This window comes from Methylobacterium endophyticum, assembly GCF_050591105.1.
GTDB lineage: Bacteria > Pseudomonadota > Alphaproteobacteria > Rhizobiales > Beijerinckiaceae > Methylobacterium.
This window is the reverse complement of sequence record NZ_JBNHES010000003.1, coordinates 213,690-227,117: the sequence shown is the minus strand read 5'-3', so window position 1 is coordinate 227,117 and position 13,428 is coordinate 213,690. Positions and strand designations below refer to the sequence as shown.

The following is a 13,428-nucleotide window of genomic DNA, read 5'->3' as shown; positions in this document are numbered from 1 at the left end:
TCCCGGACACTCAGGCGGGTTCGAGCTCCGCCACGGCCGGGGCCAGGGTGTTGCGCTCCACCGCCGCGAGGGCGTCGAAGGGGGGCAGATCGTCGAGGTCGACGCCGTCCGGCAGGCAGACGATCAGGCCGCGCCCCGCCCGCGCCTCGCGCAGGCTGGCGAGGCGCTCGCGGAAATCCTCGGGCTTGCGCTCGTCCAGCAGGATCGCCACCACCGCGATGTCCGGGCGGCGGACGAGGCAGCGGGCGAGGTCGATGGCGACGCGCTCGCGGGCGCCCACGGCGCCCTCTCCGAGGCTGCCGCCGGTGCCGGGATCGACGCGGCTGTCGAGGCCGAGCCGGTAGACGGCGCCCTCCAGGCCCTGCTCGACCAGGATGCGGCGGGCGAGCGCGCGCACCCGCGCCTCCGCGCCCGCCTCGCCATAGGCGATGCGCCCGAACAGCAGGTTGTCCTCGAGGCTCGCGGCGGCGTTGATGCGGCCGGGATCGTAGAAGGCGACCTTGCCCTTCAGATGCGGGGGCAGCATCCGCGCGAAGGAGTGCCGGGCCTCCACCAGCCGCTCCTCGAAGGCCGTGTCGACGAGGCCGAAACGGTGGCGGGTCTCGCTGTAGCGCAGCGCCAGCCCGATCAGGCGCTCGCGGTCGCGCAGGCCCGCCGGCCCCCGGCGCCAGCCGGTCGCGGCGGTCTGGCGGCCGATCAGATCCTCGAAATAGCCCCGGTCGCTCGCCGGAAACAGCGAGAAGGCGTCGAAGAGCGGATGGTCGTTGGGGAGATCGGAAAAGATCTCCACGGTGCTGCGCGCCACCTGCAACCCGATCTCGATGAGCGGGCGCGTCAGGTCCTCCGCCTCCAGCACCGCCCGGAGATAGGGGTGGCGGGCGAGGTTAGCCTCCGAGAAGGCCGGCCCGATCGCCTCGCCGAAGAGGATGTTCTCCCCCACAGTCGCCTGATGGTTGTAGAGCGCCGGATCGAAGGGCTCGACGAGGCGCCCGGCATCGTCGGCGGCGAGCGCGGCGCGGACCTTGCGCCGCACCGCCACGAGGGCGCGGGCGAGGTCCGGCTCGGCGGCGGGGTCGACCCGCCCGAGGAGGCCGCGCGCGTAGGCGAAGGCGTCGAGCCCGGTGAGCCGCAGGATCGCCACGAGATCGGCCTCGGCCGGCGGCCGCTCGGGATCGGCCCCGTAGAGGATGTTCTGGCGCAGGCTCCCCTCCACCAGGATCGCCTCCCCCGAGGCGAAGGCGATGCGGCGCGCCCGCTCGGTGGGATCGAAGGCGCTCATCTCGACGCCCGCGTAGGTCACGGTCCCGGCGCTCGGCTCGACCTGGCCGGCGAGGATCGCGGCGAGCACCCGCGCGCCGCTGCCGCGCCCTCCGGTGATGGCGACGTGGCCGGGCATCTCGAAGGTCACGTCGACCCCCGTCAGGCGCTCGCCCGAGGCCGGGTCGTAGGCGCCGACCCCGCGCGCGACGAGGGCGCCCCCGCGCGGGAACATGGCCCGGCGCGAGCGGGCGGGGCCCCGGCTCTGCGTCAGCGCGTCGAGGGTCCGCACGATGTCGGCGAAGAGCGGCGCGACCTCGTCGCGGGTGGCGAGCAGCCGCATCGCCGCGCTCATCAGGACGATGGCGATGGCGAAGGCCGCCACCGCCGCCACGAAGGCGCCGGGCTCCACCGGCACCGCCTGCGGCACGCTCTCGTCCGGGCCGCCGCGCCAGAGGGCGGCGCCGAGGCCGAGGGCGGGGAGGATCACGGTCAGCGCCAGGGCCGGCGCGCGCGCATAGGCGAGGCGCGCCTCGGCGCGGGCGAGGAGCGCCTTCGATTCGCCCGCCTGCTCCGCCAGCCGGACCCGCTCCAGGGACCCGGCCCCGTGGGCGCGTACCGCCGGCATCCGCCGCACGAGGTCGGTGAGGCGGCGCTCGGCGGCGGCGCTCTCGCGGCGGCGCAGCTCCGCGCGGGCGGCGCTGCGCTTGAGGACGAGCAGGCGCGCCAGCCCCCCGGCGAGCAGCCCCACGGCCGTGGCCGGCACCAGCCGGGGCGCCGCCATCGCGGCGGTGACGAGGGCGAGGGCGATTCCGCCGAGCGACAGGACGGGCACGACCACCGCCGTCGCCAGCATGCCGTCGAGGCGCAGCAGCACGGCGCCGACGAGCCCGGCGAGGCCGCGCGCCTCGTCGCGGGCGCCCGGCGGCGCGCGCAGGATCGCGGTGGTGACGGCCTCGCGCATCCGGTAGGCGGCGTCGGACTGGGCGCGGAAGCAGAGCCGCGACACGAACCAGCCGAGCCCGGCCATCACCAGCGCGCCGAGGGCGAGCCCGACGAAGGCGAACAGCTCCAGCGTGCCGGAGGCCAGCTTCCAGCCCTCGCTGATCAGCAGGTCCGGGTAGGCGCCCGGCAGCGGCAGCACCACCCGCAGGAAGGGCAGGATGGCGGCGTCGTCCGTCATCAGCACGCCGACGAGGTCGCGCAGGCAGAGCAGCGTCACGAGGCAGAGCGGCCAGCCGATGCCCAGCGCCAGCGCCGCGGCGGCGGCGTGCCGGCGGCGGCCCGATCTCCAGGCGAACAGGATCGGATCGCGCTCCATCGCCTCGCCACAGTCCTCGCTCGGCCCCGGCCCGTCCGGCGCGGGGCGATCGTCCTGCGGCTTAGAGGATCGCATCCCGGCCGCAAAGCGCCGGGACGTGACCTGCGGCACAAGCCGAGCGGTTGTTGAACGCCGCCGCCCGACCTACACCCTAGCCCCGCCCTCCCGCGATCCCCGCTCCCGGCCGCCGAATCCCAAGACCATGTGCGAACTGCTCGGCATGAGCGCCAACGTGCCCACCGACATCCGCTTCTCCTTCGCGGCCCTGGCGCGCCGGGGCGGCGAGACCGGGCCCCACGCGGATGGCTGGGGCATCAGCTTCTACGAGGGCGGGCGCGGCTGCCGCAGCTTCCACGACCCGAGCCCGAGCGCGCGCTCGGAGCTCGCCAAGCTCTTGCGCAACTATCCGATCAAGAGCCGCGTCGTGGTCGCCCATGTGCGCAAGGCCAATCGCGGCCGGGTCTCGCTGGAGAACACCCACCCGTTCAGCCGGGAGCTCTGGGGCCGGCGCTGGACCTTCGCCCATAACGGCCAGCTCAAGGGCGTGAAGAAGCTGCCGCTGGCGGGCTTCCGCCCCATCGGCTCCACCGACAGCGAGCATGCCTTCTGCTGGATGCTGGGCCGGCTCCATGCCCGCTGGAGCGACATGCCGAAGGCGTCCGCCCTCGACCGCGCGGTGGCCGACCTGTCGGCGGAGCTGCACGGGCTCGGCGTGTTCAACATGCTGCTCACCGACGGCCGCACCCTCTACGCCCATTGCGGCAAGCGGCTGTGCTACCTCACCCGCTGCGCCCCCTTCGGCACGGCGACCCTCATCGACGAGGACTGGCGGGTCGATTTCTCGCAGGAGACCACCGAGAGCGACGTGGTCAGCGTGGTGGCGACCCAGGCGCTCACCCGCGACGAGACCTGGACCGAGATCCCGCGCGGGCAGATGCTGTCCCTGCGCGACGGCGCCATCCGGCTCCTCGTGCCCGGCGAGAACGGGGCGCGCCTGGTCGCCCCGCCCTGCGGCGGCTGACACCGCCGCCGCTCCGGCCGAGGGTGCGCCCGCCGTCCCGATGCGCTACAAGGCGGGAACAAAGGCCCGGCTCGACCGCTTCGCGCGCGAGGCGGCGGCCGCCCCGCTCCCGCGAGCGGCGCGCCGGGTCGAGGCGCCGGACGCCGCTCATTCCCGAGAACCGCGAACGCAGACGAGGCCATGAGAAACGACGAGACAGACAACGGCGCGGGCGTGAACGCGGACGGCCGTCCGAACCTGTCGGCGAGCATCCGCAGCCATCTCGGCGACCACCTGCGCACGGCTTACGAATCGATCGGCCAGACCGAGATGCCCGGCCGCTTCGCCGAGCTGATCGACCGGCTGGAAGCCGCCCTGAAGGCGCGCGGAGAGGCCATCGAGCCGGAGTTCCGCAACGGGCTGCTGGCGGCGGTGCCGTCCCTGCGCGCCTTCGCGCTTTCGCTCACCTCCAATCCGGCCCGCTCGGACGACCTCGTGCAGGACACCCTGCTGAAGGGCTGGCAGCACCGCGCCCGCTTCCAGCCCGGCACCAACCTCAACGCCTGGCTGTTCACGATCCTGCGCAACATCTTCTACTCGGACCATCGCAAGCGGGTGCGCGAGGTCGAGGACCAGGACGGCTCCTACGCCGCCCGTCTCGCCACCGCGCCGCACCAGGGCGACAGGCTCGACGTGGAGGACCTCCAGAGCGCGCTCGCCAAGCTGCCGCCGGACCAGCGCGAGGCCCTCGTGCTCGTCGGCGCCGAGGGGGTCTCCTACGAGGAGGCCGCCTCGATCATGGGCTGCAAGGTCGGCACGGTGAAGAGCCGCGTCAGCCGCGCCCGCAGCCGCCTCGGCGAGCTTCTGGGCTACGACGAGGACGATCTCGGCTCCGACCGCTTCATCCAGTCGGCGATGCCGAAGGAAGCGTGACGATAAGACGAGCCCGGCGCCTCGGCGCCAAGGCCAAAATTAGTTTTACCGCGCCGGGGCCGCTTCGGAGCACAACCCCGTCGCCGCCTGCCTCAATCGCAGGCAGATCGAACAAAGTGATTTTTCGACGCATCCGTTTCGACGGGCCGCGCGTTACCGGCCCAGCTCCATCTTGCTGCCAGAGCGATGGACGTTTCGATCGAACGGAGATTTCCTCTATGAATATCAAGACGCTTCTCGCGGCTTCCGCGATCGCCCTCGCGCTTCCGATGGCCGCCCAGGCCCAGGGTCTGGTCCGCGGCGCCGAGCAGGGCGCCCGCGACGGCGGCGACGCGGCCGGCCCGATCGGCGCGGTGGTCGGCGGTGCCGTGGGCGCTGCGACCGGCACGGTCGGCGGCATCCTCGGCGTGGACGACCGTCCCCGCTTCCGCAGCTACGTCCGCGAGCGCAACGTGCGCTCCTACGACTACGACGGCCGCGTCGCCGTGGGCTCGACCCTGCCCGGCAGCGGCGTGACCTACTACGACGTGCCGGATGGCTACCATGTGAAGCCCGGCTACCGTTACACGGTGGTCAACGACCGTCCGGTGCTGGTCGATCGCGGGCACCGCATCGTCGAGGTCATCGAGTAACCTCCCCGCGCCGTCTCCGGCACGAGGCGGCATCGGCCCTGGAACCCCGCGTTCCGGGGCCTTTTTCATGATCGGAAGTCCACGGATGAGCCCGCAAGACGCGCCGGACCTGCAACGCTCCGGCCGGTGAGCCGTTATCGCCCCGATGCGCCAAAGCCGGAGCCCGCAGCGATGAGCGACGAAACCACCAGCGGCCAGAACGCCGGCGAGGCCGTCCTGCCCGAGCCCGTGCGCGACCATATCGGCCAGCAGCTCCGGGCGGTCTACTCGGTGGAGCCGGCCAAGCCCCGCTTCCTCGGCGACGCCGAGGTCCCCGAGCCGTTCGGCCCCCAGATCGAGAAGCTGGAGACGCGCCTCAAGACCCATGCCCACGGCACGGATGCCGTCGAGGCGGCCCTCGACGGCATCCTGGAGGATCTCGGCGTGCCGCCGGCGCCCGGCGGCGAGACCGCTTGAGCGGTCGGACGCGGGGTTCGGTCAGACGCGGGGCTTGGCGGCGAGGATGTCGCGGATCTCGCCGAGGATCTTCACGTCGGCCGGCACCTCGGCGACGGCCTCGGGCTTCTCCTCTTCATTGGCGGTGAGCTTGTTCATGGCGCGGATGACCATGAACAGCACGAAGGCGACGATGGCGAAGTTGATCGCCACGGTGATGAACTGGCCGTATCCGATCACGGCGCCCTGCTTCTTGGCGTCCGCGTAGGCGGCGCCCTTCTGCACGGCGGAGGAGAGGGCGATATAGTAGTTCGAGAAGTCGAGCCCGCCGGTGACGGCGCCGATGACCGGCATGAACACGTCCTGCACCGCCGAGGTCACGATCGCGCCGAAGGCCGCGCCGATGATGACGCCGACCGCGAGATCGACCACGTTGCCGCGCAACGCAAACTTCTTGAATTCCTCGAGCATGGACGTCTCTCCGCATCGAGCCGTGCGGGGCTCGGATCCGGGCGGACACTAGGAGCGGCGAGCCCTCACCGGCAAGCTGCGCGGGAGGCTATCCACGCCCCATCGCGGCGACGGTCACGACGGGATGTCAGCGGCCGGCGAGGCCGGCACCGGAGCGGCAAGATCCTGCCGGGCCCGGCGCCGATACTGCGCCGCGCCAAACGGGATATAGGCGAGATAGATCGTGCTTACCGCCACCATCGCCTCGAACGGGAAGCTGATGAACAGCCCGAACACGGCGACGCCCGCGAGGAAGATCGGCAGCACCCAGGCGCGGGGCACGCGCTTGCCCATGGTCTTGCCCGAGTAGGTCGGCACCGTCGAGACGACGAGCAGCGCGATGGCGAGCACGTAGACCAGCACGATCGGCGCGGCCCAGCCCTCGAAGGAGAGGCCGAGGAAATGCAGGTAGATCGGCAGCATGGCGGTCAGCGCGCCCGCCGGGGCCGGCATGCCGACGAAATAGTCCTTCTTCCATTCCGGCCGGTCGGGATCGTCGAGCATGGCGTTGAAGCGGGCGAGCCGCAGCGCCATGGCGATGGCGAAGATCAGCGCCACGATCCAGCCCACCGAGCGCAGGTGGAAGAGCGCGAAGCCGTAGAGGATCAGCGCCGGGGCGCAGCCGAAATTGACGAAGTCGGCCAGCGAATCGAGCTCCGCCCCGAAGCGGGAGGTGCCCTTGAGCAGGCGGGCCACGCGCCCGTCGACCCCGTCGAGCACCGCCGCCACGATGATGGCGATGGCGGCCGGCTCGAACTTGCCCTCGAAGGCGAGGCGGATCGCGGTCAGCCCGAGGCAGAGCGCCATCAGGGTGATCATGTTGGGCGCGATCATCCGGAACGGCACCGGCTTGAAGCGGCGCGGCTTCGGCTCGTTCGGATCGGGCTCGAAGGGCGGGAAGAGGTCGTCCATGGCGGACCTCGCGTCAGATGCTGCGGAAGAGGCGCTCGGGGCCGGGCGCGAGGTCCGCGAGCACCGTCTCGCCGGCCACCGCCTTCTGGCCGAGCCCCACGAGCACGCGGGTGCCGGCCGGCAGGTAGACATCCACCCGCGAGCCGAAGCGGATCAGGCCGAAGCGCTCGCCCGCCGCCAGGGTGTTGCCCGCCCCGACGAACCCGACGATGCGGCGCGCCACAAGGCCGGCGATCTGCACCACGCCGACGCGCACGATGGCACCGCCCTGCGGGCTCTCGACCACGAGGCCGTTGCGCTCGTTGTCCTCGCTCGCCTTGTCGAGCTCGGCGTTGAGGAACAGGCCCGGCGTGTAGTGGATCTGAGCGATGCGGCCGGCCACCGGCATGCGGTTCACGTGGCAGTCGAACACGTTCATGAACACCGAGATCCGGGTCATGGGCTCCTGCGGCAGGTCGAGCTCGGGGGGCGGCAGCACGGTGGCGATGAGGTTCACCCGCCCGTCGGCCGGGGAGACCACGAGGCCCTCGCCCACCGGCACCACCCGCTCGGGATCGCGGAAGAAGTAGCAGACCCACAGGGTCAGGATCAGGAAGATCCAGCCGAAGAACTGCGAGAACGTGCCCGCGAGCACGGTGAGCACGATGCCGACCAGGATGAAGGGATAGCCCTCCTTGTGAATCGGCACGAGCACCCGGCGGATCGTCGCGAAGAGGTCGTTCATGAAGCCTCGGCTACTTCGGTCGGCGGCAGCGGATGATAAATTCCGTTTCTGCCGCGCGGATGGCAGTACCCGAAAGGCGCGTCAACCATGCATATGGGTCAGTTCGCTTTCCATAGCGAAGCCCCGCGAACCGATCCGGTCGCGGGGCTGACTCAGCTATGCAGCGAGGGGCGTTTCCGGGCTCCACTCACAATCATCACTCGTGGCGCGACTAGGCATATATACATTGAGATCGCGCGCGCGACGCACTAGATTAAAGTGTATTTCGTCTTTTGGATCGAACATAGTTTGAATTTTCATAGAAAAAAATAAGTGAACGAATTTTTCCATCACCGGTTGAGCTTTGTGTTCTTTCAGCTCCAATTCAGCGACCTCCTCAACCCGCGACAAAACCTCCTGAGGGTCTCTGTGAAAGGTTGCGAAGAAAGCAAAAAGCCGCAGATGCTTTTCGCTGAGCACAGACATGGTTCTAGCCCCAGCCTCACACCGGGAGAAATGCTCAGGAGTCATATCTAGAAATTCTGCAAGCGATCTTGCTTTAACCCCTAGAGAATTTCTGATAAATCTGATTTCTTCGCCATTGAACTTTCTTGGATGGAGCACACGACAACGCACAACGGCACAGATTAGCCCTACTACATCGGGAATTGTGACAATTTCTTCACCTGTCACAGGATCATTTTCCACGATCGCGCTACTGGCAAGCGTCACCTTAAAGGGCGCACCAAGAGTGTCCACGTTGTATTGCGGCACAACACGAACGCTGGTCGCCAGTTCATGCTGCGTCATTGTCTACATCCTTCTTCTCAATCCGCCTCACGTCTCGCACTCGCACGCTCAGCGTCTCCGTCACAACCAATACGATGATGATGAGCGATCGGCCGTCGCAGTCCTCACCCTCAACGACCCATTCGGCGCCGGGCTCATCAAGTTTTTCCGACCGGACCACGCGTCCGACGCGAAAAGCGTGCCTGATGTCAATCAAGCTCACCCGCGCTCGGCGCAAAGCATCTGCCGAATACGAGAACGCTGCCTCGCACGGGAGGTAAGTCCGCGCGTAGTCTTGCAACCATACGGTCTCGATACTGGGCTTGCGTCTGCGCTTCGCCACCATCTCCGCCCTCCTTGTGACACCGGCATGATACAAGACGGCTGGGCTCGAATCAACAAAAATGTTGATCAAAGGTCAAGATTTTACCTCCGGCGCGCCTTGGTGGCGTTTTCACTCAACTCGTCGCTCCCTTGGGACAAAAGCAAATCCGCTGTCACTCTGCCGCCTTTAAGGCCAACCTACTCCGCCGGCATGGTCTCGGGCATGCGCTCATGCCCGACCGGCACCGACGATCCCGAATCCGGCGCCTCCGCCCGCTGGAGCGCCTCCTCGGCCTCCGCCGCCTCGCGCTGGCGGTTCCACATGGCGGCATAGACCCCGCCCTTCAGGAGCAGGCTCGGGTGGTCGCCGCGCTCCACCACGACGCCCTGGTCGAGGACGAGGATCTCGTCGGCATCGACCACCGTCGAGAGCCGGTGGGCGATGACCAGCGTGGTGCGCCCTCGGGCGACGCGGTCGAGCGCGTCCTGGATCTCGCGCTCGGTGAAGGAATCGAGGGCCGAGGTCGCCTCGTCGAGGACGAGGATCGGCGGTCCCTTCAGGATCGTGCGGGCGATGGCGACGCGCTGCTTCTCGCCGCCGGACAGCTTCAGCCCGCGCTCGCCCACCGGCGTCTCGTAGCCCTCCGGCAGGCTCTCGATGAAGCGGTCGATCCGGGCGAGGCGGGCGGCCTCGCGCATCTCCGCCTCGCTCGCCTCCCAACGCCCGTAGCGGATGTTGTAGCCGATGGTATCGTTGAACAGCACCGTGTCCTGCGGGACCATGCCGATGGCCGCGCGCAGGGAGTCCTGCGTCACCGTGGCGATGTCCTGGCCGTCGATGAGGATGCGCCCGCCCTGCGGCTCGTAGAAGCGGAAGATCAGCCGCGAGAGCGTCGACTTGCCCGCCCCCGAGGGCCCGATGATGGCGACCGTCCGGCCCGACGGCACCTCGAAGGAGACGCCCCTGAGGATCGGCCGGTCCGGGTTGTAGGCGAAGCGCACGTCCTCGAATCGCACCGTCCCCGGCCCGACCGCGAGGGGGGCCGCGTCCGGCCGGTCCGCGATCTCGGGATTGCGGTGCAGGATGCGGAACATGTCGTCGATGTCGATGAGCGCCTGTTTGATCTCGCGATAGATCATGCCCATGAAGTTCAGCGGCATGGAGAGCTGCACGAGCATCGTGTTGACGAGCACGAATCCGCCGAGCGTGGTGCGACCGGCTAAGATGTCGCGCGCGGCGAGCCACATCACCGCCGTCATGCCCATGGTGAAGATCACCGCCTGTCCGGCGTTGAGCACCGCGAGGGAGACGTAGGTCTGCGTCGAGGCCTTCTCGTACTTCGCCATGGAGGCGTCGTAGCGCTCGGTCTCGCGCCGCTCCGCGCCGAAATACTTCACGGTCTCGTAGTTCAGCAGCGAGTCGACGGCCTTGGTGTTGGCGTCGGTGTCGGAGTTGTTCATCCGGCGCCGGATCTCGATGCGCCATTGCGTCGCCTTCCAGGTGAAGGCCAGATAGGCGGCCACCATCACGAATACGACCGCCGAGTAGAGCCAGTTGAACTCGTAGGCGAGGATCCCGAGGATCAGCACGAACTCGACGATGGTCGGCACCAGCGTCAGCACCACCAGGCGCGACAATTCCTCGATGCCGCCCCGGCCGCGCTCCAGCACGCGGGTGAGGCCGCCGGTCTTGCGCTCCAGATGGAAGCGCAGCGACAGCCGGTGCATATGCGCGAAGGTCTGGAGCGCGAGCTGCCGCACGGCATGCATCGCCACCTTGGCGAAGAGCCCGTCGCGCACCTGCGTCAGGGCCGCCATCGCCACCCGCGACAGCCCGTAGAGGCCGATCAGCAGCATCGGCGCGGCGAACAGCCCCGTGGGAAGCGGCGCGCCGTCCTTGTTGCCGGTGGCGGCGACGAGGGCGTCGGTGGCCCATTTGAAGGTGAAGGGCGTCACCATCGTCGCGAGCTTGGCGACGAGCAGCAGCCCGAACGCCAGGTAGACGCGCCGCTGGAGGTCGGGACGGCCGTGGGGCCAGAGATAGGGCCAGAGCCGGCGATAGGTCGCGGCGAGGCCGGGACGCTCGGGCGGGGCGGCCTCGCCCTCCGGCGCGGGCGCGGGGGTGGATGTCATGACGCGGGGGTGATCCGGGATGTCGGGCTTGAGCGCTGCATATAGGCCGCCGCGCGCGCCGCCGCACCCGTCCCGCCGTCTCCCCGGCCGCCGCAGCCCGCGCGGCTCAGCCGCGCCCGCCCTTTCCGTCCTTGGGCAGCACGAAGATCTGGCCGGGGAAGATCCGGTCCGGGTCGCGGATCTGCTCCTGGTTGGCGTCGTAGATCACCGTATAGCGCAGGCCGCTGCCATAGACCCTGCGGCTGATCTGCCAGAGATTGTCGCCGCGCGTGATCCTGGCGGTGGCGATCTCGGCGACGAAGGCGCCCCCGGCATTCGCGGCCGGCGTCTCGGCGGCGCCGGAGGCGACGGCGAGGGCATCGGCCGCCTTCGGAGCGGGCTTGCCGGGAGCCGCCGGAGCGGCCGCCTGCCCGGAAGCGCCCGGAGACGGAGCGGCGTGCTCCGGCCTGACGCCGGGGGGCGGCACGGCCGCGACCGCCTTGCCCGCTCCGGCGCGGACGCCCTCCCCGGCCGGCTCGCGCGCGGCGGTGCGGGCCGCGCTCTCGGGAAAGACGAAGGGCACCTCGGCGCGCGTCCTGACCGCGCCCGTGACCGGATCGACCTGATCGACCCGGACCCGGTAGTCGCCGGCCGCCACGCCCTTGCCGATGGTGAACACCACCTTCCCGTCCGGCCCGACGCTCGCGGGCGCCACCAGGGTGTCGTTCAGGTAGAGCCGCACCGTCGCGCCGGGCGCCGCCTGCCCGGTGACGTAGAGCCGGCCGCCCTCCTGCGCGTCCACGCTGACGATCTTGAGGGGCGGCGCCTTCTTCGCGGCGGCGTCGGCACCCGCCGCCGGAGTCTTGCCGCCGGCATCCTTCGCAGCCTGGGCCGATGCGGCCTTGTCCGCCCCGGCGGGGGCCTTCCCGGCCGTCTGCGCGGCCCTCGCTTCGGAGGACGCGCCGGGAACCGTCGGCGCTCCCGTGGCCACCTCCGGCTGAGACAGCACCACGGTCGGGCTGTCGGGCGAGCTCAGCGCCACGAGGGGGCGCGTCTTGCGGTCGGGCGAGACCACCACCGCGACCGATTGCGGGGAGCGCGTCTCGCGGCCCCGCTCGTCGGTGAGGCGCAGCACGATCTCGCTGTTGCCGGGGCCGAGCGCGGGCGGAACCAGCGCGAACTGGCCGTTGGGGTCGGCCAGCGCCCTGGCCACCGGCTTGCCGTTCACCAGCATCTCCACGGCGGTGTTGGGCAGCCCGCGCCCGGCCACCACCGTCTCGCCCGTGGGCTCGACACGCACCAGATCGAAGCTCGGCGCCTTCGCGTCGACGGCCTCCGGCTTCGACGCGTCCGGCTTGCTCTCGGTCGACGTGGTGTCGCCCGGCTTGCCGGCGGAGGCCGAACCGGCATTCTCCTGCTTCGCCGCGCTCCCCAGCGCGGTATCCGCGCGGCTTCCGCCGGGCCTATCCAACTCGGTGGACGGCTTGGCCGTCTCCTGTCCCGCCGGGGCGAAGGGGCGCTTCAGCAGCTCGGCGCTGCCGAACAGGGCGACGATCAGGGCGAACCCGCCGGCGAGACCGACGAGGGCGAGGACGAGATTGCGCCGTAACTCAGCCGTCATCGCCTGCCCATACCCTCGCATCCATCCCGGCGGCCCGCGTCGCAGGCCGCCCTAAATCCGTCGACTGTTCCGCGCATATTACCGTATAGGGCCCAGGCACCAAGCCGCGCGCCGGCCGGCGCAGCCGAATGCCGCGTGAATTCAGCAGTTTGGCACAGGTCTTCCGGGCAGGGCCCCGTGGAGGCCGGTGGCGGATGGTGGAGGCTCGCGGGATCGGCGCCCCATCGCCGCGCGGGCTTGGTATGATGGTTGCTGCTTCGCTCGGAGGAGGCCGGATGGCGCCGGTGAGAACGGTCTGTGTCTATTGCGGCTCCGGCTTCGGCAAGGATCCCGCCTTCACGCGCGCGGCGCGGGACCTCGGCGCGGCCCTGGCCGAGGCGGGGATCGGGCTCGTCTACGGCGGCGGCAATGTCGGGCTGATGGGCACCGTGGCCCAGGCGGTGATCGACGGCGGCGGCCACGTCACCGGCATCATCCCCGACTTCCTGAAATCGCGCGAGCGGATGCTCGACTCGATCCAGGAAACCATCGTCGTCGGCGACATGCACACCCGCAAGCGCCTGATGTTCGAGCGCTCCGACGCCTTCATCGCCCTGCCCGGCGGCATCGGCACCCTGGAGGAGCTGGTCGAGCAGATGACCTGGGCGCAGCTCGGCCGGCACGCCAAGCCGATTCTGCTCGTCTCCACCAACGGCTTCTGGACGCCGCTGCTGACGCTGATCGACCACATGCTCGGCCACGGCTTCATCCGCGCCGGGCTGGAGCTCAACTACCTCGTGGCCGAGAACGTCGCCGACGTGATCCCGATGCTGCGCGAGGCCGTCGCCGGCGCGAAAACCTCACCCGAGGCGGACGCCTTCGTCGCCGGGCGGCTGTGAC

At 70.1% G+C, this 13,428-nt stretch carries 13 protein-coding genes; 5 read left to right on the top strand and 8 right to left on the bottom strand.

The features are described 5' to 3' along the window. Positions 1–10: 10 nt before the first annotated feature. The gene (locus ACP56T_RS05560) at positions 11–2,578 is read right to left on the bottom strand and encodes an ABC transporter ATP-binding protein (RefSeq protein WP_430911126.1); all 2,568 of its coding nucleotides are present in this window, start codon (positions 2,576–2,578) and stop codon (positions 11–13) included. Between the two features lie 202 nt (positions 2,579–2,780). Between ACP56T_RS05560 and ACP56T_RS05555 the strand changes: the two genes are divergently transcribed. The 4 genes from ACP56T_RS05555 (at position 2,781) to ACP56T_RS05540 (ending at position 5,599) form a co-directional block, all read left to right on the top strand. After that, positions 2,781–3,599 (top strand): class II glutamine amidotransferase, encoded by an 819-nt coding sequence (locus ACP56T_RS05555; RefSeq protein WP_430911125.1) that lies wholly within the window; start codon positions 2,781–2,783, stop codon positions 3,597–3,599. 180 nt (positions 3,600–3,779) lie between these two features. Beyond that, the gene (locus ACP56T_RS05550) at positions 3,780–4,511 is read left to right on the top strand and encodes a sigma-70 family RNA polymerase sigma factor (RefSeq protein WP_430911124.1); all 732 of its coding nucleotides are present in this window, start codon (positions 3,780–3,782) and stop codon (positions 4,509–4,511) included. Between the two features lie 218 nt (positions 4,512–4,729). Next, positions 4,730–5,143, top strand: coding sequence for a DUF1236 domain-containing protein (locus tag ACP56T_RS05545; RefSeq protein ID WP_430911123.1), 414 nt, complete (start codon positions 4,730–4,732; stop codon positions 5,141–5,143). A 171-nt stretch (positions 5,144–5,314) separates the two neighbouring features. Continuing rightward, on the top strand, positions 5,315–5,599 hold the full coding sequence (locus ACP56T_RS05540) for a hypothetical protein (RefSeq protein WP_430911122.1): 285 nt from the start codon (positions 5,315–5,317) through the stop codon (positions 5,597–5,599). Between the two features lie 21 nt (positions 5,600–5,620). Here ACP56T_RS05540 and mscL read toward each other — a convergent pair whose 3' ends face one another. The 7 genes from mscL to ACP56T_RS05505 form a co-directional block, all read right to left on the bottom strand. After that, complete coding sequence (gene mscL, locus ACP56T_RS05535) at positions 5,621–6,049, bottom strand: large conductance mechanosensitive channel protein MscL (RefSeq protein ID WP_430911121.1); 429 nt, start codon at positions 6,047–6,049, stop codon at positions 5,621–5,623. A 114-nt stretch (positions 6,050–6,163) separates the two neighbouring features. Beyond that, a complete protein-coding gene (locus ACP56T_RS05530) occupies positions 6,164–7,000 on the bottom strand; it encodes a CDP-alcohol phosphatidyltransferase family protein (RefSeq protein ID WP_430911120.1) in 837 nt (278 codons plus the stop codon). 13 nt (positions 7,001–7,013) lie between these two features. Beyond that, complete coding sequence (locus ACP56T_RS05525) at positions 7,014–7,724, bottom strand: phosphatidylserine decarboxylase (RefSeq protein ID WP_430911119.1); 711 nt, start codon at positions 7,722–7,724, stop codon at positions 7,014–7,016. 156 nt (positions 7,725–7,880) lie between these two features. Next, positions 7,881–8,513, bottom strand: coding sequence for a hypothetical protein (locus ACP56T_RS05520; protein ID WP_430911118.1), 633 nt, complete (start codon positions 8,511–8,513; stop codon positions 7,881–7,883). Next, positions 8,500–8,838, bottom strand: a complete 339-nt coding sequence (locus ACP56T_RS05515) for a hypothetical protein (protein ID WP_430911117.1) — start codon at positions 8,836–8,838, stop codon at positions 8,500–8,502. Before ACP56T_RS05515 ends, ACP56T_RS05520 begins: the two co-directional genes overlap by 14 nt. Before the next feature lie 176 nt (positions 8,839–9,014). Continuing rightward, positions 9,015–10,949, bottom strand: a complete 1,935-nt coding sequence (locus ACP56T_RS05510) for an ABCB family ABC transporter ATP-binding protein/permease (RefSeq protein WP_430911116.1) — start codon at positions 10,947–10,949, stop codon at positions 9,015–9,017. A gap of 106 nt (positions 10,950–11,055) precedes the next feature. Beyond that, positions 11,056–12,549, bottom strand: coding sequence for a LysM peptidoglycan-binding domain-containing protein (locus ACP56T_RS05505; protein ID WP_430911115.1), 1,494 nt, complete (start codon positions 12,547–12,549; stop codon positions 11,056–11,058). A 275-nt stretch (positions 12,550–12,824) separates the two neighbouring features. Between ACP56T_RS05505 and ACP56T_RS05500 the strand changes: the two genes are divergently transcribed. Beyond that, positions 12,825–13,427 (top strand): LOG family protein, encoded by a 603-nt coding sequence (locus ACP56T_RS05500; RefSeq protein WP_430911114.1) that lies wholly within the window; start codon positions 12,825–12,827, stop codon positions 13,425–13,427. The last annotated feature ends 1 nt before the right edge of the window (position 13,428 follow it).

Coding starts and splice junctions, on each gene's coding strand:
- ACP56T_RS05510 (WP_430911116.1), bottom strand. CDS start 10,949: ATGACATCCACCCCCGCGCCCGCGCCGGAGGGCGAGGCCGCCCCGCCC.
- ACP56T_RS05550 (WP_430911124.1), top strand. CDS start 3,780: ATGAGAAACGACGAGACAGACAACGGCGCGGGCGTGAACGCGGACGGC.
- ACP56T_RS05555 (WP_430911125.1), top strand. CDS start 2,781: ATGTGCGAACTGCTCGGCATGAGCGCCAACGTGCCCACCGACATCCGC.
- ACP56T_RS05505 (WP_430911115.1), bottom strand. CDS start 12,549: ATGACGGCTGAGTTACGGCGCAATCTCGTCCTCGCCCTCGTCGGTCTC.
- ACP56T_RS05545 (WP_430911123.1), top strand. CDS start 4,730: ATGAATATCAAGACGCTTCTCGCGGCTTCCGCGATCGCCCTCGCGCTT.
- ACP56T_RS05515 (WP_430911117.1), bottom strand. CDS start 8,838: ATGGTGGCGAAGCGCAGACGCAAGCCCAGTATCGAGACCGTATGGTTG.
- ACP56T_RS05520 (WP_430911118.1), bottom strand. CDS start 8,513: ATGACGCAGCATGAACTGGCGACCAGCGTTCGTGTTGTGCCGCAATAC.
- ACP56T_RS05525 (WP_430911119.1), bottom strand. CDS start 7,724: ATGAACGACCTCTTCGCGACGATCCGCCGGGTGCTCGTGCCGATTCAC.
- ACP56T_RS05540 (WP_430911122.1), top strand. CDS start 5,315: ATGAGCGACGAAACCACCAGCGGCCAGAACGCCGGCGAGGCCGTCCTG.
- ACP56T_RS05500 (WP_430911114.1), top strand. CDS start 12,825: ATGGCGCCGGTGAGAACGGTCTGTGTCTATTGCGGCTCCGGCTTCGGC.
- mscL (WP_430911121.1), bottom strand. CDS start 6,049: ATGCTCGAGGAATTCAAGAAGTTTGCGTTGCGCGGCAACGTGGTCGAT.
- ACP56T_RS05530 (WP_430911120.1), bottom strand. CDS start 7,000: ATGGACGACCTCTTCCCGCCCTTCGAGCCCGATCCGAACGAGCCGAAG.
- ACP56T_RS05560 (WP_430911126.1), bottom strand. CDS start 2,578: ATGGAGCGCGATCCGATCCTGTTCGCCTGGAGATCGGGCCGCCGCCGG.